Consider the following 23422-nt stretch of genomic DNA (forward strand, 5'->3'; position numbering starts at 1 on the left):
ATGTCCTCCTAGCGACAGTACTTTGGAATTTCGATACTTGTAATACCTGACAGCTTCAAACGACTTCCCCAAACCTTGGTGTCTAAGCATTCTTTTAGCTCGTCTAGGCCATCAATCATTTTCTGCATGGATTGTGCTTTATGTTCTAGGTCGAAAATCTCACACAAATCCGCTTCAACATATTCAATGCATGCAAAGACAAACGCCTTCAAATCAACCGACAGGAGTGCTGCAACATACGTATAGAATGCTTCTTGAATATGATACCCAAGGTTACCTGCTTGGCGTGCAAACGCCTCTGGGTCAGTCGACATCGTGGTTTTGACGTCAACTGCTATACAATCAAAACGTAGCCAGTCAAATCGACACTTAAGCCAAAGGCCGGTTCTCGGGCATTTAGCGATGAAAGAGATTTCGGGTAGTCCATCTTGAATCAACATATCTGCGTCTTCGTTATCTCGGCAGGTCTCTTCCACGCGATGAGCATCATCCCAAACAATCGCATCAATCGGTTTTTTGTTGAGATGGTTAGGATGATTTTGGTGATCTGCGACAATCTCGTCCCAAATCTGGACCGTTGAATCGACCGCTCTAATCTCTTGGATTAGTCGTGGCTTAGCAGCTGACTTGGGAACCCCTGCGATACCTAGTTCCTCAATTTTGCCCTGTAAATCAGCAATTGTGCGCAGCGCATTTGGGTAGTCGGATGGAACAATATCTCTAAAGTAGCGGTCATGAAATCCATGGGGCTCTAGAATAAGCTCGTGGCCATACGTACCAGCATCAAATGTGTTTTGAAGCGCTCGCGAAGTCGTACGCTTTCTATCGATATCCGAAATGTATTTACGATAGAAGTGCGCAGGTGATTTCTTGATAAACGTTTTGATTTGAGACGATGAGTAAGCCGGTAGGGCATGGTACACCTCATTCTCCATGCCAATGTAGATCCCTTCAATGAGCTCATCATTTTCATCTAGCCAAGTTGGCTTCTGATTTTGGTCATAAGCATTCAATACAGGTGTTTCTGCCCCTTCGAATACGAATGGGGTCATGACGCCATCTTGATATAAGTTCTCTGCAACTGACATAGTGTGAGCTCCAAATGTGTGTTTGTTTCTGTATATTAAATATACACCACACCCCCTTAAATTTAGGCATTTTCTCCCCCCGATATGAAAATTAATCAGTACACACAAACCTATATATATCAATGTCTTTGCGTGATTTTGAAGTGTCATATTTAGCTTACTTTTGATGTCTTCCCATGACGCTGTACTGTCCTTTTCTTTGTCTAAAAATTCATCGTTTTACATTAATTATTTCGTTGTTGATGTATGACCTTGTTGAGAATTTCTAGCTTGGACATCTACCAATGTTAAACATCAACTTTATTTTGCCGTTCAGTAGACAACGTGCCAAAAAGGGCAGTGGAGCCGGCGTCCCAATGATCTTACGTTCTCATGGGCTTGGTGTATGTGAAGGACATTCTGGGAGTTGTTACAACGTCCCAATTAAAACCGGGTCGAACTGGAACAGTACTGAGCAAATCACAACAGCCCTGGAGAAATGCTTCTCTGAAGTGTCAAACACAGATAAGAATTTTGTACTGACCAGATTGAACCTTGGTCCATTGTCAATGCATGACGAAGAAATGCTGGAAATTATCTCTGCCTTGTCACTTCCCACGAACGTCAAACTCAATGGGGTCTGGAGTAGACAACTTGATACTCGCGCTCCATTTGTACTTGCCGTCATGGATCTCAGAAGAGACAAAGGACCTGTAAACCTCACAGATAAGTTTGGAAGGCTATTAGCCAAACAAGCTTCAGACTCACCAATCATATTAGACAGCAACTCAATCTCGGCTAACCTTCAAAACCCAATTAAGTACTTACAAGCCGATTATGATAATGACGGTAGAGTAGCGGGGCGCTTACTGAATTACATACAAATACAACTTGCTTCTGCGGCTGCGATTCTTTGTGATGAATCGACACATGCCGATAGAAAGCACCAATTAGAACACTGGTGTCAGCTGTACCACCTACCATATCGAACAATTAGAAACCCAGCAGAAATGTGAACTAGATCGGTCAGAATGCCTAAATCTCGATTAGTGGAAGAAATTAGCGCCACTAATCGGGAAATTCACGAGCTCATATCGTTACTATTTGAACCAACTGACTTAGGGATTGAAAAAATGTCTTATTTTATGGTCATCTCGTTATTCATAGCGATATCTCGTTATGTGATTGAGAGTAATCGATACTCACGCTTTTTTTTGTATAGCGTAGGGATGGTAGGTACACCAGTCCATGAACTTGGCCACTACATCGTATGTAAGTTGGTCGGCTTTCGTGTAGAAAAAGTTGTCCTATTCCGAATGCCATCATTAAACGATAGTTCGCTTGGTAGCGTTGGCTTTGTAGCACCTGAAGGTATCTCGGGGGACATCAGAAAAACCTTAGTCAGTATTGGTCCTCTCTTTTCTGGAGCTGCAGTTCTCTATCTGCTATCACCCTATGTTGTTCCTTACCTGTTTAATGCTTTTGGTAGCATCGATTTTTTTCAGTTCTATGAATACGCAGGTATTACACAGTGGGTTTGTCTTTGGGTAATGAGTTCTGTCGCCCTCCATATGCTCCCTTCAGGACAAGACATTAAGACAGGCGTTAAAGGTTTGTTTTGGGTAATTTGCGTACTCTACGTTTTAGCGATGACGGGAATAAATGCATTTCCTGAAGTCATGAATACTGTCAATCACTACCTATATCAACTCGGACAGCTCATGAGGATAGGGTTAACACTTTCGATACCAATTACCTCGGTAGCAGCAATTCTAGTTTTTTTCTCAATTGCCAAAATGATTGTGTATAAAGTGGTACATCTAACCAAAAAAGGTGAAGAACAATGAAATTGATTAAACCACTACTAATTGCTTCAAGCGTTGCCGTCCTTCTTTCAGGGTGTGCGTCTCCGACTGAAGCTGAGAAAAAAGCTGCAATCGAACAAAAAATCACAGAACAGAAAATGGATAACGTCGAGGAAGTGATCTCGAACGTACCTGACTGGTACTTAAATCCACCAGCCTCAGATGAAGCGGGTTTCTACGCAGCCGGAACGGGTGTGAGTTCTACTTTAGATATGGCTATGACGAAGGCTCGCATCAAATCAGAGTTCGAAGTGGCTAAAAAATACCGTCAGATTGTTTCGGGTAACGAACGCAGTTACACATCAGAAGCAAGTAATACGGCAACGGATACGAGTAATGTTGTTTCTTTAACAGAGCAGACAATCGATAAACTTGTCGCTGAAGTGAAGCTTGGTGACTACACCATCAAAGACACAAAGGTGTTGAGAGAAGGCACCAAATATCGCGTCTATCTGCTGACTCACATGCCGTATGACATCAATAACGATGGTCAAGACGACCTAATGCGTGACGTCCGTACTCAAGCTACTGAAGCATTTGATAATTTGGAGCGTCGCGTAGACAAAGTTAAATCCGCAACGCTGACCGAGGTTCCAACAACAGAGGTAGTTGGTCAGTAATGCAAGCGATCAATCATCAGCTAACCACGGCCAGTGCATATTACATTGCAATGATGACACTCCCGAGTGTCACAAGTTGGATGTCATTCACTGGCCTCGGGTTTGCGATGTTAGGTGCACTATTGCCTGATATTGATACAAGGCATAGCAGAGTGGGGCGGGTAGTTCCATTTTTGAGCATCCCCATCCAAGCACTGTTTGGGCATCGAGGAGCGCTACATAGCCTTTTAGCTTGTGCGCTTGTTCTATGGGGAGCTATGACTCTTGAGTTTCCTTGGGCGCTATCTCTGACATTTGGTTACGTTAGCCATCTAATTGGCGATGCTTGCACGAAAGCAGGGGTGAACTTTTTCTGGCCCCTAACCAAAAGGTACCGTGTGCCTTTGACACCCGCAAGTAACGGAGTATTTGAGGCCATAACAACGTTTGGGTGCGTCGCAGCGGCTATTCTAGTCGCCACAAGGTAAATTTATCCCAAAAAACTAGATCAGATAGCTATCCAATGTCACATATATCCCAAAAAATGGGGTTAGAAACGTATTGGGTATTGTATCTATCCCAAAAACCGCAATGAGATGAGAATTTATAAGAGATCTATCACAAAAATCCAGACAAACATGATGGGAGAGCTGTGTATATCCCAAAAAACCACATCAGATTACAGTGCTGACCTAACATAAGGGTTAGCCCAGTAAACCTATCCCAAAAACCACAATGAGTTTTCCTCTGTACAACCTATCCCAAAAAACTGGGTGAGATACGCGATCTTGGCTGAAAACTGGATTTTTGACATCCTAACGTTACCCATTACATCTCTACAAAAAGACCATCAGTCCCTGATAGATCAAATAAAACAAAGGTATATTGATTTCCTTAATCGAGAGATAGGCAACTCTCATTGTCACGCCCTTACGATAAGAACTTTCAAAACAAGAGCATGGCCATACAACGACATGGATCTACTGGGAACTCGTGTGCATCAATACCTGGAGCAAAGAACAGGCGTTAAACAAGGCGTGTGAATCTAGATAACATGCTATAAAAGCAGGGGATTTGATAACAAGAACGATGCATTATCTCATGGTATTAGCGGATAAATCGGTCTTGGTTATTTTAAAGATACGCTTAAAAATCCAGATTTAAAGTCATCGGGATAAGGTTCGGCACCTTCTAACGTCCTGATTTAGCTGCAATGGGGTAGGCTCCAGCACCTCAAAAATCCAGTTTTGACATTATCGGGATACCTTCAGCCTGCATCAAAATCCAATTTTTGATGCCATCGGGATAGGTTTAGCTTGCCCAAAAATCCAGTTCTGACGCTATCGGGATAGGTTTTGATTCCCCCAAAAATCCAGTTTTGACGCTATCGGGATAGGTTTTGACTCCCCCAAAAATCCAGTTTTACCGCTATCGGGATAGGTTTAGCCTGCCCAAAAATCCAGTTTTACCGCTATCGGGATAGGTTTAGCCTGTCCAAAAATCCAGTTTTACCGCTATCGGGATAGGTTTAGCCTGCCTAAAAATCCAATTTTGACGCTATCGGGATAGGTTTTGGTACCTCAAAAATCCAGTTTTGACGCTATCGGGATAGGTTTTGGTACCTCAAAAATCCAGTTTTACCGCTATCGGGATAGGTTTTGGTACCTCAAAAATCCAGTTTTACCGCTATCGGGATAGGTTTTGGTACCTCAAAAATCCAATTTTACGTTATCGGGATACGTATAGCTGCCTAACAAAGCCTTGTTTGAAGGCGGTTGTGATAGGAGCTGCCTCATTACAAAGTCCCGTTTTTACTACTGAGATTAGTTCAGAGGTCTAAAATCCAGTTTACGGCCTTTCGGGATAGAATCGAACAGAGATACCCAGCATGCGGGAAAACCAATTAAACCACTGATAATTAACAATATTAAATCAAATCTGGAGTCTACACTACTTTGAAACCATAGCCCTATCTACCTAAAATCCACTTTTAAATGGGCACCAGTAACTAAATGATAGGGGAGTGGTTCTAGAATTACTTGGGAAATCTCAATTGGAAATTACTTGCAACTGAGATACACACAATAAAGTGGATAACTTTCATTAAATTCAATAAAAATAGCAGGTTAATCAATAATAACTATGTGCACAAGCTGTTAATGAACCATGATCATCTTTCCGGCATTCCATGATCATGCTTTCGTAAATGTCGGGATATGGATTTTAGAATTACGGGATGTGGATCTTCTCCTGTCGGGATATGGATCTTTATTCTATCGGGAACTGGATCTTAACTTGACGGGATGTGGATCTGAAAAAGGAGCGTTGCTTGGTGTAATAAAAACAAACACTTAGGAAGTTACCCACAGAAATCGATAGGTCATATACCTATATAGCTTTATATACATATCACTAGATTAAGATCATATAGATCAGTTATTTTAAAAATCCAAAATAGAAAAACTAAAAAAAAGTGGATTTTGTGGTTTAGGCTGCTTATGATTGTTCATGAAGATCATTTATGGACGTACATCACTAATATGGAACAAGAAATCATCATTGTCGATCATCAACCTTCTGATGGAAGCCTAGTTGTTTTGGATTTATCCAAGATCCCTACCTTCTACAAAGAACTCGATCTTCAAAGACTTGGTTTTAACGTATCCAATCGAGAAATGCTAACTTGCTTATTCTCGTTCATCAAAGACAGTAATGTAACCATAGTTAGTATACAGGAAATGGTGGCTCAAACCGGCTGGCCTTTACAAACGGTTCGAAACAGAGTTAGGTCACTGCGTTCTAAAAGTCTGCTAACTAAATTCCCATTTAAATATCGTGATGGAAGTAAAACACCCCCGAAAGCCGTTTGTGAAGTATTAGATCTTAATGCATATCTCGACAATCATGCAGTTCCTCTGATCGCTGAAAACACTGACAAAGCTAATAATGCATTGTTAGCTGCTAGAAATCGTAACACACGCTTATTAGCTGTTCATGAACTAGATTCGTTGCCAAAGGTATCAAAAGACAACCTACCGACCGTTGTAAGGCACTTAGGTAATCATCCTGTAGAGCAATTGGTTAAGCCTGTAGCCAGACGAAAAGGCAAAAGTGCTCCAACCAACAAAAGCCCTGATAGAGAGCAGGCAAGGCATTTTTACGTTTCCAACGCTGAAGGAAACACTGTAAAAGTACCATGTAAGATACGTAGTTACATGAATATCATGGACCATGAAGATCTTCAGGTACTCTATGCCTGCTATACGTTGATTTTTCAGTACCACAAAAAGGCATTACCAAAACATAGGCAGAACGGTACGCTTCCCAAGAATTTAACGCCAGTTCACATTCATTCAATTTCTGCGATGATTGGTCGAGCTCGTAGTGGTCCAAATAATGCGGTTATCCGAGATTGTCTGTACGCGATCGATGACACACAGTTCGATTTTCATGGGTTAGCTGAAGTTGAACTGGCGGATTCGACGCTGCACGGTTATGCAAAAATGGAATACAAGAATTTCAAGTATTTCACCCCATTAACTGACAAACAGGCAGAGATAGACGATAAACAACAACTTCGCTTCGGTGATGATGCAACCATTTACCTTATTTCTTTACCTGACACAGTATTTGAAGCTTTGATGGAAGAGGATCAGGTATTTGCGTTTCCTGAGAGTGCATTGACTGTTCCACCTATCGTATTTTCCCTTTACCTCCGCTTTAGAGCTCGCTGCAAAGGCCCGAAACAGAAATACGACACTCCTTTGTCTTCGCTCCACAGTAGTATGACTGGAGCTAGTCATAAATCTAAATTCACTCACTTTAAGCACCTATTGAAGTCCTCATTTGAGCTTCTTATGGTCAAGGACACCTTCCGCAATAAAGAAGGGTTGGAGTTTAAGTACAGTGAAGATTCGCAGGAATATACATTCAACCTATGGGGCTACCATGGACGACTGTCATTCAAAGAAGACTACTTGACAGTGACTTGCGATCTCGAAGAAATGCTTAAATATTGTAAAGCAGGAACAGGGGACAACTCCGGTTCTCCAGTCATCGACAATGAGATTTCAGAACTTTACGCTGACACACTCAATAAGAAGATAAGCAGACAATTCGGCAAATTTGTCGATCGTAAGTTCAAGAAATACTCTGTTGTATACCCTTTATCAAATTCTACCAGTAAGAATTTTGAGCTCTCAAAGTACACCTCTGACGATGATATTGAAATGATCGCGAACTACTTTGGTAAGCTTACGAATAAACTTTATGCGAGCGTAGAAGTTCAAATACGCGCTGAACTTGAAATGATCAAGGGCTTGGAGTTATGCGGGGAAGAGCTCACATCGCAACAGTTCTCTGATTTGATGGATGCTCTTGATATCGATCTATTTTCAATCAATGAAGTCGACATTATTCATCGCTTCAGCCGCAACACACGTTATCACGAGGAGTTATTGTCGGTAGCTAAAGGGGCAACACCGTCTTTGCAAATAATGACTCGGATTAACGCATTGATTGAATCGATAGCCAAATCAAACAATAGGTCTCTGACACCAATGGAGCTTTTAGATAGTAACTTACGTCTCGAATTAAAATCGATGGGTTCTCAGCAGGCCGATACATTTGGTATTGAAGATGCCAATTTCACTACGCTTGAGTGATATTTAATAGTTTGCCGGCTTCATCCACAAGCGTATTAATCTTCGGCTGCCAAAATGGACATAAATGGTTTATTTGTTGGTAATGCGCCCGTGATTTTTGATCTGCACGTAGTGTTTTTGACAGTAGCCTCGAGCGTACGGCCCTTTTCCGGCACATCCTTCCACTTTGCATGTAAGGTGTCGATATAGTTCACGCTCGGGGACTAAACGACCGTGATTATGTACTTGCAGGTAGTGTTTGTTGCACAATCCCTTCGTCACTGCCTTATTGGTGCAACCTTCCACAGAACAGACCTTAGAGCCATGCCTCGTTCGTTCTAATTCTGGCGTTAGCCGACCATGGACACGTATTTGGTCATAATGCTTTGAACAATATCCTTTGCTCCTGGCTTTTCTATCACAACCTGGGGCCATACATGTCGAATCAACCTTTTGCTCACGCTCAGGTGTGATGCGCCCGTGTGTTTTAAACTGCGCATGATGTTTGCGACAGTAGCCCAATGAGTAATGCTTATTCTCACATCCTTCCACTTTACAAATACGGCTCAAGTTTTTTCCCTACTTTGTGTTTTTGAGATAATGGCTTTGGCTAATTTGGACTATTCTGAAATGTATACCTTCCACCCTTCGTCACTCGCAATCAACTGGCTATATCCACGGCCCAAACCTTGGCGCAACTCATTGGTAATGTACTTAACTGCATAGTCTTTTGCATTGTGAGGCTTTGTCACCATGATTGATTCGTTACTTACTTGAACAACTAAATTTTCACACTTTTCTTGCTTTAAAAATACGCATGATTGGATATCTGACAGGTTCAATTCAGACACTTCATCACTGATACGCTCAGCTATACCAATGGCCTTGTCAGCATTAATAATGTTTATGTTATTAAGGCTGAACATAACACTTCCATTCTCTCTATAATCAGGAAATTCACTGAGCACGATAGTGACTACCGATTGGTCATATTGACTTAACTTATCTCTGGCGAAATCATTGAGCTTATTGACAGCAATAGCACCACCAATAGCAAAACAAAGTAAACAGAACATGCACAAAGCTAATATTTCAGATGTCCTGGGTACTAATCCTGTTTTTGATTGCCAAGAGCGACAATGGTTGCAACGTGAAGCATCTATATGTATTTGACTAAAGCAATGTTTGCATTGTTTTTCAGTTGCGAGTTCCATATCTCCTCCTTCTAACGCTTGAGTAACTTGTTTATGTCATAAATCAGATACAGTGAAAGAATGACATTCGCAACTAAAGCAGCTAACGGATAAAGTACTTCTCCATCCACTTTTCCAAACACATGCATGGCAACGGAGTGGGTACAGAAACCAACTAAAATGAGTGGCAGGATCAACATTGAAACACGAGACTGAATCATAAACTTAGTTTGGCATTGATGCTATTAAAGGAAGTTTCAAGAAAGGTTCCCATCCAACCTGTAGCAGTAAGAAAAAACCAGACTATCGATGGTGGGTAAATTAACCAGCCGTTGACCTCTGTTGACAAGAGAAACCCCGTAGTAACCATTCCAAGCATTATTAATATGAAATGCAGCATCAACTGTTTCCCTTCTTAGTTAGTTTACCCCAATTCGAATCGTAATTGGCAAGCACTATGAGACCATATGCTAAGATAAGAACACCCATAAGACCTAAAGGACTGCTTACTGACAGCGGAAGCGTATCTAAGAAGAGTCCTTGTGCTAATTGGCTAACTGCGATTAGACAGACTCCTACGATGAGTGACACTATGGCCGCATGACAGCTCAAGAACACACGCACGACTAAGTGCTCTTCGGAAGAGATATTTCCCTCAACACCTGAGATTGAACAGTTTCGATTTGATGACATTCCAATTTCCTCCATCCATGGTTGCTGTACTGCAATTCGGGGCTAATTCCCCTCTAGCTACCAACTTTGTAGCCGTTGGCTTTCGCGGATTCTTGAAGTTCCTTGTAAAACTGGTCGGTATCAACATTATCACTGTAGCTAGGCCAACTTTTACTTAGTAACTTTTCACAAAGTAAGTCAGCTAATTTTTCACGAACCTCTGTGTCAATTTCTTCCCATTTTACGATAAGCTCTTCCGCCGAAGTTCCCGCGATAAGCTCATTCATCTGAGCAGTGGAGAGATGAACGTTACTCACCATTTGTAAAGACTCAATTGCTTCATTCATTAGTTGTTCAGATATAACCACGATAACTTCCCTCTCTGGTTATTTATTAACGTTAATTTTCACTGCCAGAAGCTTCTGGCTCAGGTACATTTGATTTTAGGTATTTAGAATCAACATGGTTGTCCTCTTTGCTTAGAACTTTACCAACGCAATGGAAGAAACCTGCAACTTCGGTGTCACCATCACATCGTTCAAGTAAGCTTTCACTTAAAGGTTCAAACTCGTTCGGCCTTACTTCAACGATTTTTGTATCTTCGTTCGACATGGATAATTACCCCTTTGCTCGGTGTGATGAATGAATTTCGGCCATTTTTTTATCGCAAGCCGTCTCAAGCTCCGTGTCGTCATTCATAACTGCTAACGCTGACACCTGCATAAGTAAGTTGTGGATTAGGTGCAAGGGAGTGTTGTCAGTAACTCCAAGTAGCTTTAGTGCCTCAAGTAAGCGTTCCAACGAACTTCCCCCTTAAACCTTACTTTTAAACTGGTACACCGCTTCCCACATATCATCAAATAACGCTTTTAGTGGCTCACTGTCATTAACCAAGTCATTAAACATCTGCAACGTATCAATTGCTGAGCGGTAGACTGAGGACGCAGGATCTACGCCCTTAAACCCACTGCCATTCGTCATCGAATCAAGACGCTCTATGTCAGAGTCCACTTTTACGGCAGCTCGATATACAAGCTCTAGGAACTTTTTATCAAGAGGTTCTTTAGCTGCAATAATTTCAACCGCGTTATTACTGAATTTGTTTTCCACTTTCTTATCCTTTAGTTCGAGTTTTCAGAGTCTTCATCGTTAAGCAAATTTCAAACTGGTAATATTTTTTAAAGGGGTAGTTCCCCTTAATCCTTTACTTTGATAGTGAATTGACTGACAAACTCAACTATTTGCTCTAGAACCACCTTAGAGAAAATCTGTTCGGGATACATTGTAATCAAGATGGGAATAGCAACAATACTAAGCACCGCCATGACGTTTATCGCACGTTCAAACATATGCTAGTTCTCCCTTAATCTGTTCTAGGCGTATTTTTAGTTACTCTGAATGATAGAAGCTTGCCACACTATCCATCGCTTCCAGGATGGCGCTACACCATTCTTTGCGTTCATCGAGGTCAATCGGCTGATCCATTTCTGTACTTTGAGGATAGCGAGAAAAAGTAACAGCTCGAACCGCCTCACTGACATCGCCAAACTCGACAGACTTACCGAACTTACCCGAAAAATCAGGCATATCACCAATCTGAAAATCAGCTATAATGGACTTTCTAAGAGCAAGGAACTGTGATTTATCGATCACGGTGATAAGTGCCATGAGATCCGTTGTGCTATTCAGAGTTTTTTCCAAATTCTCTACTATCGGAAAAAATGGCATCGTTTCGTCATTTACTATGTTGCTCATATTTACCCCGCAAGTGCAGTAGCAATAGCGCTAACAATCACGCCGCTAAGGAAGTATGCACCAACACCCGAAGTGGCAATAATCCCAAGTATGAGCATTCTGGCCTTGTTAAGTTCGCTGTTACTGGCTGATTTGACCATATCGGCCTCAGATTCCGTCAGAACGTTTCTAAAAACTTCTCTGAATTTCATAATGAATACCTGTTGGTTAGCAGCTCAATATGCAAACAATAACACACTACTGTTTGCATATACAGTTTAATGGTTATTGCGGGATAATAATCTACAGGGTAGATTTTCCAGACCCCGATCTACATGGTAAGGTCTAACTTCCCCTATTGTGTATTCTTTCGGGGAAAAACGTACTCTTTCCCGATTAAAATCCATTGAACTAAACCGTAAGCCCCAAGAAGATTGACAAGCAAAGCAGGGATACCAATCACTTTTTCTGGCAAGCCTAGTTCGCTCTCTATGAACGCTGATAAGAAACCAGCAACCAACCCGCCGACAAGCAATATTAATGAGAGAACGAGTTTAAATATCTCTTGGCTTTTTCGCTGTTGCGCGTATGAATTTGTATCTGTGTTCATCAGATAAATCCCTATATGTTGTGTACAGGCAACTGACTGACAACGCTAGACGTGGTGTTTAGCGCTAGGGGCAATTTTCCCTACTTATCTGAGATTACTTTTGCATCACGGATTATTTCAACGTCAACACCTGATACAAACTCTTTAAATTTGTAGTGAGCAAATAAAGCTTCTCTCGCCAATTGTTGGATCTCACCCTTCGATTCAGAATTAGCGACCTCCAACCAATCATCAAAAAGATGTTCCCTATGCTCTAGTCGCCACTTCTGATTCTTCATAATCACTCGATAGGGAACATGACGGAGCCAAGCAATAGTCACTAAAATTGCGACAACACTGAACCCCAGAACCAAGTAAACAATTAGGGTTAATGCTAAGTCGGGTAACTGCGATATTTCAAACATTTAACTTCCCCCTTGGTTATGCATTGCCTAGCGTTTTGGGACTCACTTCACGTTCAAGGCAAGCAATGTCAAAGTTAATTCGCTCACAAATTTCTCGTACTTTGCTCACTTGCTCAGCTTGTACAGCCAGCTTAAAAAGTAATGGAATAACAACATGCTTGTTATCCTCATTGACGTCTAAGATTAAGGTGTCAAAATCAACGGCTATAGAACCGACCTCATTATCAAACAGATGTCCGTATGTTGAGCTAGGGCCTGAAACGCCACCTCCAATTTCATGAGTGTGCGATTCTGTTCCAAATGGGTTAAATTCAACTTCCTTCCCGTTGCAATCGATGTATTTGCTCATCTAATTCCCCCTCACTTATAGTTGTCATAAAGTTGGTCAAAAGACTCACCCGTTTGTTGAGAGAGACTTGCACATCGTTGCGCTTTCTCGCTGATAACGAATCGCTTATCAAGCCAAACAAAAAATCTCGATAACATACGAACTTTACCCCTATTAAATCAAAAGAGTGGGAAAGACGAAAAATAAGCTAAGCGAAAGTAATAATCCAAAGGCCGCTGTTACGTATTTTTGCTTGTTATCTTTTGTAGGAATAGCTGTAGTGAATAAGACTAGGTACACCATTGCTAAACTTGAAAGACCCATTATGTAAAATATTTTTTCCATGAGAATATTTCCCCTGCGTTAAGCAATTAAGGATGTGGTCATCGATTTAATAGCTACCTCGGCAGCTCTCTCACAAGCGGCCTTTAAATCTTCTGGCTCGCCAATGTCCAGTCTCGAGCGAACGTCACGTTCATTGTGAGTTAGTGACGCTTCATAATAGCCAAATGAATACCAAACACGTAACGTATAAAAGCCGATAACTGTCCATTTTTCGATCCAATCGCTAGGAACATCGCCTACGGGATCATTCCATTTGATCGAACTGACCACAGTATCCGATAGTTGAGCAATAGGGTAATGAATGGCCTCGTAGGCTTGAATAGCATCGACAAGCTGCTTTAACTCTGTTTCTTCGTCACTGCTAAGGCTGTGTTTATCAATCAGCGTTTCAACTCGAACTAGCTTGTTTTGGTGTTCTTTAGCTGTTTGAATGACCATTTATTTACCCCTTGTAGGTCTTATTTACGTCGTTTCTTGAAGGACTCCCACTTGTGGCCGAAAACCTGAACGTGACCCGTACGAAACCCATTAGCCAGCATACAAATGGCACCATATCCCCAAAGATAGCTACACCGCATTCCTTCCACAGAACCTCATCGAAACCGACTTTGATAAGAGGTATGCAATGCTCAAGTAATTTTCTGTATACGATACCGTTATACAACGAAATTTCCGGTCTTTAAGCATCATTTTGCGGGGTTCACTGTCACAGCCATCGCTCAAAGCTAGAGCCCATACTCCTAGTGAATTGATGCCAAAAGTGATAGATCACAACCGTTATCTAATTCTGGACATTCAGGGTCTAAAATTTTTGCAAGGCTATTGTTAACGCACATCAATACACCCAATGGTTCGCTTTCAGTTAAGTTAATGCCTATCAACTCACCTAAGCTTTGACCGTCTTCAAATACACCGGTTTCTGACCTTACAATCGCATTGTGTGAACTCTTCCAGTTAATATCTGAACCAGAAACAGGGCCATGACTCAGTTCACCGGTTAAGCCAATACTGCTTAGACCTAGCTTAAATATTTCGCTGGCGGCTAACATTTTTGCTTCTCGCGTAGAAACTTCACAATCTGCCTCGCCAGCCAAGTAAACAGGTTTACCATCAACTAGCACTGCCATGTGTTTGCAAGTTTTAACGAAAGCTGAAGGGGAGTAAGAACCGGTTGTGATTGTTGACTTAACGAGCAATTGTTTTAGCTGTGTTTGATATGCGTTTAGTGCCGACATTTCAGTTCCCTCAGATTATCAACCTATGCACTTATTGTAATATCGTGCGAACGATACCGCAAGTGGTCAGTTTACTTTTTGCTCAACTTTTCATACAACTCATTGACTGCAGCAAGTACCATTTCCTTCTCGCTGTCAAAGTCACCAAGATTAACGGTATCAGTGAATTTTTTCTTCTCTTTTTCAGTAATATAGCCACCAAAGCGCGGTTTCCCCTTTCGCTTTTTTTCGTATTTTTCGTGGGCTTTCTGTTGAGGTGTTTTGTCCGTCATGAATCATCCGTTGTGTAACTTTTAATCACACAAATAGGCTACACTCGTGCGCACGATGTTGCAATACTCCTTGTTAAAGTACCTTTTTGAACCGGCCTATGCTGAGATAACAGGATGGAGTAGTAGACACTAGAATCATAACGAGTAAGGAAAGAAGTTGATTTCTCGTCGCGGGTAAAGTATCGCTCAATGATGAACCTGAGAAGTCGAATAAAAGAAAGCCCCGACAGTAGTCAGGGCTTCTTGGTTCCAGGTTGGTCCTCCCAGGATACAACCTTTATTAGTCGAGACAGGGCCAGTCCTCGGCTTGCTGTCTCTATCACCACATGCTACCACCACATAGCACACCTAAATAGACTCGGTGCTAATCCACTTAGGAGTGCTATGTGAAGCAGTCTGCAGTGATGCGTTTAGTGAAAGATTTACATCTTCAATATGTGACAGAACTAGGTTCTGGTTTTAATTCATTGGGAAAAACACCCCAACTTTAATAGCTGCATTAAGATGCAGGTAACTTTAAAGATTTGGAAAAAGCATCTTCAGTATAATAAGTGACCGTCGATTTGTATAGATTCAAGTTGAGCCTTAGATGAAATGTCTGCCAAGAATGTACTTATAGGAGTTTAAGCTAGTTGAGTTGAGATATCGGGCGTCATTTGTTTAATTGAACACTAAGTTGTGTATAAACGGTTAGGGTGAACACGATAAAAGGATTAATAGATGTTTGATAGCTACGAATCAGCAAATCACGAAGCGAACAAATTCAATGAATTACATCCAGTAGGCACTAAGGTCACTTACTTGAAAAGCCAAATTGAAGGAAAGACCTTCACTGTCGTTACGAGTGCGGCAAAAGTTTACGACTCATATCCAAATGGGAAACCAGAGTTTTTTGTAATGGTTGGTCTTGAGCATATTGGTCTAGCATTGACTTCGAAAACTGAAAAAATCTTGGGATAGCGTATGATTTATATAAGCATTAAGGTTTGGCTTTGGAAACGATTCAGATGCCGTAAAGGCTGGCACTGGGATGATGAGGGGACAGCGAATTTCTGTGCCGCCTGCGGAAAATTACTTAAGCCAGAAGCGTACTCTGATTACCTTGTAACCCTCCTTGATGGCACAGAAAAGACAGTCAGAGCGATCAATCATAAGCACGCCTCATCACTTGTTATATATGGAGATGATTTATCGTTTAATGGTCGAACAGGTCAGCCAATAGGCGAGCAGATTGTCCATCCTGACAACGTAAAATCAGTGATAAAAGTCTAGTAGGATTGCACAAAGGATTCTTATGATTCGATATTTAATATTTGCAGGTAAAAAGTATTATCCAATTGGCGGTGGGCGAGACTACGCTGGTGGTGAAATTCATCTAGAAAATGCACTTACAGTTGCCTCCAATATGATCGGGAAAACAATACAAACAATAGACACTGATATTGAGTTGTTGCCTGAAGAAGCAAAGGGAAGTATCACCATCGAATGGTCACATGTTCTTGACTTACAAAGTGGTCAAATTGTAGCTGTCTTTGGAGACCAACCTCTGGGCTCTACACTACAACTGGAACTTCAGTAAAAGAAAGTATTCACCGCCTGAATGTAAATGTGTTTGGTTGGGGTTTTAGTTAGGTCAATGTGCATTTCCCTTTGGGAAAATGAATAATCATGAAGTTTATAAAATCCTTGATATATCATTCACCTTTTGCAGCTTTTCCTTTTTGATAGATTTGTGATTGAGATCAAGTTGAAAGATTTATTTAATCAATAATACCAAGTGAAATGGAAAGACATTCGACAGAATGTAGATGACAATTCATTACTGACAAAATGATATATATTTAAGCATCGTTCAAAGAAATGGAACGGAGGTGGTGTTGATAACAGATAAAAAAATGCCCCTTGGGTTTGATTAGGGGCAATAGCATGTGGTGATAGTAGTTATGCCTTACTACATTAGTTATTAAGCTCCACTCCCTCCCTGGAGTGACTTTGCTAGGACCAAACGTGTAAGACAGAACCACAACAAATCGAAGCTTACTTCTTACAAACTGCCTGCTAATTTTTCTTAGCCATAAGAGCTTGATGCTGCGTTGCGACCTCTGATTGCAGCGCAGAACGACTGATTGCGCCTCCCACTTTCTTCGTTCCAATGTAGAAAGTAGGGGTACCAGTCAACCCCAAGTCTCTAAAGAGCTGGTTGTTTTTAGCCAAGATAGAATCTACCTTGCCAGACTCCATCAAAGACTTTATTTTTTCTTCGGAGACACCGACCATTTCCGCCAAACCGATCGCTTTTTCAGGCGTCGCTCTATCCATTGACATAAGTTCTTTATGAAAAGCGGGATAACTGTTTGGTGAAATTTGTCCAACCGCTATTGCTATCTTAGCCAATTCGGTAGAATTTGCCCCCAAAATAGCTACATCTTTATACACGAATCGTATCCTTTTGTCTTTACCGATAAGTGGTGAAAGTTCCTCAGAACTACGCTTACAGTAGCCACAATTATAATCGAAGAACTCAACAACCGTGATCTCACCCGCATTATTTAGGACCGGGCTATCAGCGTCGTGATATAAGGCATCTGAGAAACGTTTCATCTTCATTTCTTGACTGTATGTCCTGACATTTTCGATCCCTTTAATCAAAAACTCAGGGTTGTCTTCAAACGCCTTAATCAACATTTGGTTGAACTCTTGTTGTGTTAAAGCTGATTCTTCAGCCATGACGTTTGAGGTGAATGCTGATAGTGACCCTATCGCTAGAGCCATCGTTAATTTTAAAGCACTGTATTTCATGTTGAGCCTGCTGCTGGTGGTGTTAGTGAAACTCTAGTCTTGCAGAGAAACAGCATTCAAATCGGAAATAAGGACTCTTTTTTCGCTCCTTATTGGGCTTCAGACCAAAACGGGGGGAGATCTATTGCTATTTGGGTGGGGGAGGGAAATACTTAACTTACCTAACCTATATCGCTGGAGCGAACTATGAACCAAATATCAAATTGTCACGGGCTCATCACGAGAGCCTTTGAATCAGTCTCACAATCACAAACAGACTTGATCCAATCATTAGGCAGTGCATGTAACATCGCTATGCATGAAATCGCCACATCAGATGAACAGTGGATCAGCAAAGTACGAAGCCTTATTGAATCAGATGGTTCAGAGACCTACATCGGATACTCAAAGTCACATAATACGATTGCAGAGCTCTTTGAAACAGATTGTGAAGTTACTATCCTTAGTGATTTTCAACCAACCGCCGAGACTGTCATTCGATTAGTTGAATCTGGTTGTCATTCCGTGGATGGGTACCAACAAATTCTTAATACAATCAATCTGCTGGTGTTAAAGTCATTGAATAGCTACAGAAAGTTATTGTACAAGAATAACTTTGATCCTGACTTTCTTGAAGATCGCGTTCAAGAGGCGGCGTTAGAAATTATCCGTGCTGCACGTTGCTATCGTAATGATGGCGTCGCTGCGTTTGATACCTACGCTAGTGCACGAGTAAAGACGGCCATCAATCGCAAAGAGATGAAACATCACCTGATGCTTAAAGTCTCAGATAGAGACATCAGCAACGCGTATGCACAAGCTGTCGAAATCAATGCTGGAAAGGTGAGTGGTGAAATGGCGAAAGCTTCAGATTTTCTGCCAAGGCGCTTGCACGGAAATCAGTACAACGAAGAACATTGCCAAAAAAATGGTATAAAGCCTCAAAATAATTCCGAATTGGGTTCAGTGATGTCCACGCGTACACAAAACAAGCTGAATAGTTTCCTGGCGCTCAAGTTAAAGTCATTGAGTGATAATGAACGTCTTGTGTTATTCAATGAAGTTGGACTCGTCGGTGAACCGGTAGCTCGGGAGCAGATTGTGGCTCATCTTGGTGTATCGAGTGCTCGATATACACAACTCAAAACCAGTGCTCTACAAAAGCTGGGGATGTTCAAGCAAGTATCTCCGACTTGGCAGCGTGCACTTGCCTAGCCATTGATTGAAAAGGTGAGTATACAAAAGGGTAACCTTAACTGAGGTTACCCTTTTTCTATTAGAGGGCTTAATCCTTCTGGCTGCACAAGCATCGGCAAACTATTTTCGAACTAGGCTGTTTTGAAAGTCTACGACGTCTTGGGGTATGTTGCCGTCAGGGTAAAACTCTACACGCCATACACGGTCAGATACTTGTTCAACTCCCATCTTTTGAAAGAAACTTGCGTAATGGGCTATTTTAGAGCTGTGATCTTCATGAAACTCCACCCGTATGGCATTTTGGGCCTTGAACAACTCAAGGATTGCATTAAAGAGAATCTTGCCATTACCTTGTCTTGACTGTGAGGGATCTAATGCAAAATGCTTAATACGTACTGTACCACCTTTGTACATCGCAATCCGTTCAACCCACCCAAGGATAAGGGCCGTGTCTCCAATTTGAGGTGCGACGGTTAAGTCAGGAAACATGCTGTAACCATGACTATCTGAAATCCCTTCCATCGGTGCGAGGCCATAAACAGTATGCCACTTCATTTCTTTGCCATGTTGTCCATGAAAGCAAGACACAGGATTGTCTAACCACAACTGAAACAGCTCATCCTTGGTGACTTTTCGGGGTTTAAATTTTTCTAAGATTGTACTAAATACCATGCTTTTCCTTATTGATTATTCTCTACCGTACGTTGTGACTGAATAGCGCTTGTTGAGTCAGAGAGAATGCCTCGAACTGCTGCGCAAGGTGTTTTTCGGGGGAGCCACTAAATACCCAAGGCCAAACATCAGCAATGCAAGTATTGGTTGCAAGTAGGCTCTGATTAAATTCAAGTGCCACTCATCATGGGTTGTATTCAATGTCATGGGCAGTAGTTCTGGATTCACTGCAATATCAATGATGGCTAAGAAGCCAAAAGCGTAGCCGGCCGCAAGAAACGTTATGTGCAAGAATTTTCTCATGGTCTCGATTCCTTTGAGTCAGTAGTAACATCAAGATATTGATATACACCATTTAATTCATCGTTTAGGCCGTCAAACTACGATCTCTTCTACAAAATAATGGTTATTGATAGAAAGATATATTATTCATCACTCGCCAATGTCACTCATAGACATCGAACGAGAGTTATCGACTTACATATGTTTTGATTAATTCTTAATAAGCCAGATGTGTAATAGAAAACGGTTATTAACGTGATCGTTCCTTGTATAATACTTGTGGCCAAAATGTGCCTGTTCGAGCAACAAAGTACTCATTGTTAAAACTACCAAGAACACCAAACAAGGACGATATGAGAAGTACTGCAAAACAGAATCGATTTAGAAATCTCAGTGAACTTCCAAGTGGCTCATGGCAACTGAAGCTGAAAATCGATAAGAAAGATGTGCAGCCCGTTTGTGATACCTTGAATACTGCCATCGCGATGAGAAATGACATCTATTTGAAAACGCACTATCGACCTGCCTTCTTGTTTGTAGCATTGGCAGATATGAGTATCATTTCCGAGCGAGACAGCGAAGGTGTTTACGACACAGTTTCCAGTTACTTCATCATCAACTCGTACCGATTAAGAGATCGCAAGAAGCGGGTGAGACAAACAAAGTCATACCATGACGCCAAGGAATACGCGTCTGGGTATGTCAGATATCACAATCAAGTTGCAAAGCTATATAACCAATGGCGAGAAGAAAAGTTTCAGGTCCAATTGAAGAATGAGCAGCAGTTTCTAGTGCCTCTAATTCAAACCGGCTTTGACCGCTCATTGTGGGAGAAAGCGGCCACGCAGTGTAAGCCGCATATTGGTCACGAATATTGGTAGGTAGGGAAAACCTTCAAATCAAGGGGAGTGCAGCCATACAAGGGCTCTCATATGGTCTAACAACTAAGCGTTAGATGAGCGTGTTTGATGATAGCTATCAACAGAGAGAAAACGATCCAAACTAGAAAGTACTTAGGAATGGGGATAGTCCATGAGCCCACTTTTTCGGTGATTGATGGCTTTTTCATTACTGATGGCCCCCATTAACATACTTTTTGCAAAGTGAAAGCACCGAAAGTGGATGAATTCCTTTAAAGCTTATGAGGAGGGAAACGATTAATATCAACCAACTCATACAATCCAGAAAAGCAACATGGCTCCTTGTACTGTTGATTAGCATAGGCGAAAGAGCAGCTAGAACAGAAGTACATAAGGGAAGAGCCACTGCCACCCAATGCGACTTGTACACACCCAACCCGAAGAGCACGACCGCGAAAATCAACACCCAATAGAAATCAAATGGAAATACACCTTTATTCAACAATGTAATCACTCTAGTCATCCTCTTAAAAGTTGAATTAGTACTACAGCTGCATACCACAGTTGGAATCTATTTGCTTGGTACGACAGATGAAAACCTTCTCAAATAGACCATCGCTAGTGCGAGCTTGGATAATGTAAGGACTACGTATCTTAGTAGCTTGGCGATTGACTTTTACCAGTTCGGGCAGGTGGAGGTAATAGGTGTCTGTAAACAATCCACCAGCGACACTTGTCTGAACATTTTCATGCTGAGTCAAGGTGACGGGCTCAAAAAAAGTGTGAACGAGACTGTCAAATCCAAAGTTGAGAATGAGCGTTAATGCAAGAGCTGAGCAAGTATTCCGCGTTATTTGGTTCGCGAGTAAACCTAGCAATGTCCACCAGTAAGCAATAATGAGAACCGAATAGGCGGCGACATACGCTACTCCTGTTGAAATCTTGTATAGAGCTATAGACAGGAGTGCTCCTACCACGATGAAGGAGAGAGTTGATAGAAATGTATTGTTCGCAAAATTCCACGCTTTATCTTTGAACCTTGTTTCTACGAGTGAGCTGGCCATAACATGTTCCTTTCATATTGTGTTGTTACGATTAAACAAACTTTTTGCCGATAAGTTATCGATTAACGGCTCTTTTTAAGCGCTCTAATTCCAATAAGTGGTCTGCTCCATGGTCATGACCGCTTTGGTTTACCTAGTTGACGAACTCTATTGCCGATTGAGAACCTGAATCTCCGGATTTGTTGTTGTCATTGCTGGACACTGAGTTTGGAGTGCTGGAGTTGTCTGATGGGGCGGTCATTGAGGCATAACTCTTGCCATAAGGGAGATGTAATGTGTCCTCGACTCGAGCGTAGGCACCTTTAAAGCTCACCTTATAGTCGCCTATCTTTGCCTTCCTAGCTTTCGATATTATGATATGAGCGACCCCCGGCTCGTCATTGGGGTTATACATCTCAGGTCGATAGGCAAACGCAATAATATCAGCGTCTTGCTCTAGTGAGCCGCTGTCGCGCAAATCAGAGTTCATTGGACGCTTATCGGCACGTTTTTCAACGTCTCTACTTAGCTGTGATAAAGCGATTACTGGTACACCGAGTTCTTTACCCAGTGCTTTTATTACTCGTGAAATTTCGCTTATTTCTAAGTTCCGATTATCCCCACCGACGCGATCAGAAGTAAGCAATTGGAGATAGTCGATACCAATGCCTGATATTTTACCGTCATTTTGCCTGTAGAACCGTCGAGCACGTCGTGCCAGCTCCTCCACAGACATCGAATCATCATCAATGGAGAAAGCATAGTCTTCGGACTCTCGCAGCGCGTCGCTGACTGCCGACCACTCATCTCCGCTCATCGCGCCGTTCCGAATACTTGAAATAGGCACTCCAGAGAGATTGGCCAGCATGTTTTCAGCTATCGAATCTGCCGACATTTCCAAAGAGAAAAACAGGAATGGCTTGTCATTCCCCTTCGATGAGTTTTTGATGAGATTAAGCAACAAGGTCGTTTTCCCGTGCGACGGCCGAGCGGCTATAATGATGTAATCCGCTGGGCGGAAACCGCCCATATCTTCAAAAAACTGAAAGCCAGTCTGGAAAATCGCCACTTCACCTTTATGTCTGGCTTCCATGTTGTCTAACGTAATTTCTAGAGCGTCTTTGAAGGACATTGGACCAGACTCATTCGTGAAACCCGCTTCATCATAGGTCTCTACAATGGCGTGCATTTCAGTCACGACTTCATCACTGGATTTAGATGCACACAGCTGTTGAACTCTGACCAACTCTTTTTCAAGCCTCTTAAGGTGCTGGGCATCGAGCACTTGAAATACATAATCAGGAAGAGCATCTATGTTTGCTGGCTGCGATAGCGCCTCCATCGCCAGCTGGTGGATTGCATTGACGCCATCTTCCTCATACTCCTTAAAGACCAATGCTTTGATGGTATTAAGGTCAACGGATTGTTTGTTGTGATGAAGAGCAAAACAAGTCTCGAACATAACGCGAGTGGCGTCATCTGCGATAGAAGACGGATCTATTTGCCCGTAGGCCAATTCGTTAAGGCTGTCTGAATTGGTCAACATCAGGTTGATAATCGGACTAAATGGATTGTAATGAGCGACATTCAAAGTATGCATAGCATTAGTACTCGTGGTTCTTT

Annotated in this window: 28 protein-coding genes; 10 read left to right on the forward strand and 18 right to left on the reverse strand. The window is 41.8% G+C overall.

Annotated features, from left to right (window positions below):
- Positions 1 to 8: 8 nt before the first annotated feature.
- Positions 9 to 1088, reverse strand: a complete 1080-nt coding sequence (locus J4N45_RS11005) for a PD-(D/E)XK nuclease-like domain-containing protein (protein WP_252011451.1) — start codon at positions 1086 to 1088, stop codon at positions 9 to 11.
- Positions 1089 to 1372: 284 nt separating this feature from the next.
- On the opposite strand from J4N45_RS11005, the gene J4N45_RS11010 reads away from it, so the two are divergent.
- The 5 genes from J4N45_RS11010 to J4N45_RS11025 all read left to right on the forward strand — a co-directional run bounded on the left by J4N45_RS11010 (position 1373) and on the right by J4N45_RS11025 (position 8195).
- Positions 1373 to 2083 (forward strand): hypothetical protein, encoded by a 711-nt coding sequence (locus J4N45_RS11010; protein WP_252011452.1) that lies wholly within the window; start codon positions 1373 to 1375, stop codon positions 2081 to 2083.
- Positions 2084 to 2200: 117 nt separating this feature from the next.
- Positions 2201 to 2914, forward strand: a complete 714-nt coding sequence (locus tag J4N45_RS11015) for a hypothetical protein (RefSeq protein ID WP_252011453.1) — start codon at positions 2201 to 2203, stop codon at positions 2912 to 2914.
- A complete protein-coding gene (locus J4N45_RS11020) occupies positions 2911 to 3552 on the forward strand; it encodes a hypothetical protein (RefSeq protein WP_252011454.1) in 642 nt (213 codons plus the stop codon). The genes J4N45_RS11015 and J4N45_RS11020 overlap by 4 nt, the downstream gene beginning before the upstream one ends.
- Positions 3552 to 4019, forward strand: a complete 468-nt coding sequence (locus J4N45_RS27275; RefSeq protein WP_353505870.1) for a metal-dependent hydrolase — start codon at positions 3552 to 3554, stop codon at positions 4017 to 4019. Before J4N45_RS11020 ends, J4N45_RS27275 begins: the two co-directional genes overlap by 1 nt.
- 2052 nt (positions 4020 to 6071) lie before the next feature.
- Positions 6072 to 8195 (forward strand): replication initiator protein RctB domain-containing protein, encoded by a 2124-nt coding sequence (locus tag J4N45_RS11025; RefSeq protein WP_252011455.1) that lies wholly within the window; start codon positions 6072 to 6074, stop codon positions 8193 to 8195.
- A 599-nt stretch (positions 8196 to 8794) separates the two neighbouring features.
- On the opposite strand, the gene J4N45_RS11030 is transcribed toward J4N45_RS11025, so the two are convergent.
- The 13 genes from J4N45_RS11030 to J4N45_RS11090 all read right to left on the reverse strand — a co-directional run bounded on the left by J4N45_RS11030 (position 8795) and on the right by J4N45_RS11090 (position 14967).
- The gene (locus J4N45_RS11030; RefSeq protein ID WP_252011456.1) at positions 8795 to 9388 is read right to left on the reverse strand and encodes a hypothetical protein; all 594 of its coding nucleotides are present in this window, start codon (positions 9386 to 9388) and stop codon (positions 8795 to 8797) included.
- 378 nt (positions 9389 to 9766) lie between these two features.
- Positions 9767 to 10060: a hypothetical protein gene (locus J4N45_RS11035; protein ID WP_252011457.1), complete on the reverse strand. Its 294-nt coding sequence runs from the start codon at positions 10058 to 10060 to the stop codon at positions 9767 to 9769.
- Positions 10061 to 10113: 53 nt separating this feature from the next.
- The gene (locus tag J4N45_RS11040; protein ID WP_252011458.1) at positions 10114 to 10386 is read right to left on the reverse strand and encodes a hypothetical protein; all 273 of its coding nucleotides are present in this window, start codon (positions 10384 to 10386) and stop codon (positions 10114 to 10116) included.
- 52 nt (positions 10387 to 10438) lie between these two features.
- On the reverse strand, positions 10439 to 10651 hold the full coding sequence (locus J4N45_RS11045) for a hypothetical protein (protein WP_252011459.1): 213 nt from the start codon (positions 10649 to 10651) through the stop codon (positions 10439 to 10441).
- Positions 10652 to 10852: 201 nt separating this feature from the next.
- The gene (locus tag J4N45_RS11050; protein ID WP_252011460.1) at positions 10853 to 11149 is read right to left on the reverse strand and encodes a hypothetical protein; all 297 of its coding nucleotides are present in this window, start codon (positions 11147 to 11149) and stop codon (positions 10853 to 10855) included.
- Positions 11150 to 11428: 279 nt separating this feature from the next.
- A complete protein-coding gene (locus J4N45_RS11055) occupies positions 11429 to 11794 on the reverse strand; it encodes a hypothetical protein (protein ID WP_252011461.1) in 366 nt (121 codons plus the stop codon).
- A 2-nt stretch (positions 11795 to 11796) separates the two neighbouring features.
- Positions 11797 to 11985: a hypothetical protein gene (locus J4N45_RS11060; protein WP_252011462.1), complete on the reverse strand. Its 189-nt coding sequence runs from the start codon at positions 11983 to 11985 to the stop codon at positions 11797 to 11799.
- Positions 11986 to 12128: 143 nt separating this feature from the next.
- Complete coding sequence (locus tag J4N45_RS11065; protein WP_252011463.1) at positions 12129 to 12383, reverse strand: hypothetical protein; 255 nt, start codon at positions 12381 to 12383, stop codon at positions 12129 to 12131.
- An 80-nt stretch (positions 12384 to 12463) separates the two neighbouring features.
- The gene (locus J4N45_RS11070; protein WP_252011464.1) at positions 12464 to 12787 is read right to left on the reverse strand and encodes a hypothetical protein; all 324 of its coding nucleotides are present in this window, start codon (positions 12785 to 12787) and stop codon (positions 12464 to 12466) included.
- Positions 12788 to 12803: 16 nt separating this feature from the next.
- Positions 12804 to 13136 carry a hypothetical protein gene (locus tag J4N45_RS11075; protein WP_252011465.1) on the reverse strand — a complete coding sequence of 111 codons (333 nt, stop codon included), beginning with the start codon at positions 13134 to 13136 and terminating at the stop codon, positions 12804 to 12806.
- Between the two features lie 342 nt (positions 13137 to 13478).
- The gene (locus J4N45_RS11080) at positions 13479 to 13898 is read right to left on the reverse strand and encodes a hypothetical protein (protein ID WP_252011466.1); all 420 of its coding nucleotides are present in this window, start codon (positions 13896 to 13898) and stop codon (positions 13479 to 13481) included.
- A 302-nt stretch (positions 13899 to 14200) separates the two neighbouring features.
- A complete protein-coding gene (locus J4N45_RS11085; RefSeq protein WP_252011467.1) occupies positions 14201 to 14695 on the reverse strand; it encodes a hypothetical protein in 495 nt (164 codons plus the stop codon).
- A gap of 71 nt (positions 14696 to 14766) precedes the next feature.
- Positions 14767 to 14967, reverse strand: coding sequence for a hypothetical protein (locus tag J4N45_RS11090; protein ID WP_252011469.1), 201 nt, complete (start codon positions 14965 to 14967; stop codon positions 14767 to 14769).
- 720 nt (positions 14968 to 15687) lie between these two features.
- Here J4N45_RS11090 and J4N45_RS11095 point away from each other — a divergent pair.
- The 3 genes from J4N45_RS11095 to J4N45_RS11105 are packed head-to-tail and all read left to right on the forward strand — an operon-like array spanning position 15688 to position 16546.
- On the forward strand, positions 15688 to 15927 hold the full coding sequence (locus J4N45_RS11095) for a hypothetical protein (protein WP_252011470.1): 240 nt from the start codon (positions 15688 to 15690) through the stop codon (positions 15925 to 15927).
- A 3-nt stretch (positions 15928 to 15930) separates the two neighbouring features.
- Complete coding sequence (locus J4N45_RS11100; RefSeq protein ID WP_252011472.1) at positions 15931 to 16239, forward strand: hypothetical protein; 309 nt, start codon at positions 15931 to 15933, stop codon at positions 16237 to 16239.
- 22 nt (positions 16240 to 16261) lie between these two features.
- On the forward strand, positions 16262 to 16546 hold the full coding sequence (locus tag J4N45_RS11105) for a hypothetical protein (protein ID WP_252011473.1): 285 nt from the start codon (positions 16262 to 16264) through the stop codon (positions 16544 to 16546).
- Between the two features lie 479 nt (positions 16547 to 17025).
- On the opposite strand, the gene J4N45_RS11110 is transcribed toward J4N45_RS11105, so the two are convergent.
- Positions 17026 to 17766 carry a DsbA family protein gene (locus J4N45_RS11110; protein ID WP_252011474.1) on the reverse strand — a complete coding sequence of 247 codons (741 nt, stop codon included), beginning with the start codon at positions 17764 to 17766 and terminating at the stop codon, positions 17026 to 17028.
- A gap of 186 nt (positions 17767 to 17952) precedes the next feature.
- On the opposite strand from J4N45_RS11110, the gene J4N45_RS11115 reads away from it, so the two are divergent.
- Positions 17953 to 18960, forward strand: coding sequence for a hypothetical protein (locus tag J4N45_RS11115; RefSeq protein WP_252011475.1), 1008 nt, complete (start codon positions 17953 to 17955; stop codon positions 18958 to 18960).
- Between the two features lie 102 nt (positions 18961 to 19062).
- Here the strand turns inward: J4N45_RS11115 and J4N45_RS11120 are convergent, their stop codons facing one another.
- Positions 19063 to 19614 carry a hypothetical protein gene (locus tag J4N45_RS11120; RefSeq protein ID WP_252011476.1) on the reverse strand — a complete coding sequence of 184 codons (552 nt, stop codon included), beginning with the start codon at positions 19612 to 19614 and terminating at the stop codon, positions 19063 to 19065.
- Between the two features lie 635 nt (positions 19615 to 20249).
- Here J4N45_RS11120 and J4N45_RS11125 point away from each other — a divergent pair.
- Entirely contained in the window at positions 20250 to 20777 is a 528-nt protein-coding gene (locus J4N45_RS11125) for a hypothetical protein (RefSeq protein ID WP_252011477.1), read from the forward strand.
- 524 nt (positions 20778 to 21301) lie between these two features.
- Here J4N45_RS11125 and J4N45_RS11130 read toward each other — a convergent pair.
- Complete coding sequence (locus J4N45_RS11130) at positions 21302 to 21820, reverse strand: hypothetical protein (protein ID WP_252011478.1); 519 nt, start codon at positions 21818 to 21820, stop codon at positions 21302 to 21304.
- A 133-nt stretch (positions 21821 to 21953) separates the two neighbouring features.
- Complete coding sequence (locus tag J4N45_RS11135) at positions 21954 to 23399, reverse strand: replicative DNA helicase (RefSeq protein ID WP_252011479.1); 1446 nt, start codon at positions 23397 to 23399, stop codon at positions 21954 to 21956.
- Positions 23400 to 23422 lie beyond the last annotated feature (23 nt).

Source organism: Vibrio sp. SCSIO 43140, from assembly GCF_023716585.1.
In the GTDB taxonomy this organism is placed as follows: domain Bacteria; phylum Pseudomonadota; class Gammaproteobacteria; order Enterobacterales; family Vibrionaceae; genus Vibrio; species Vibrio maritimus_B.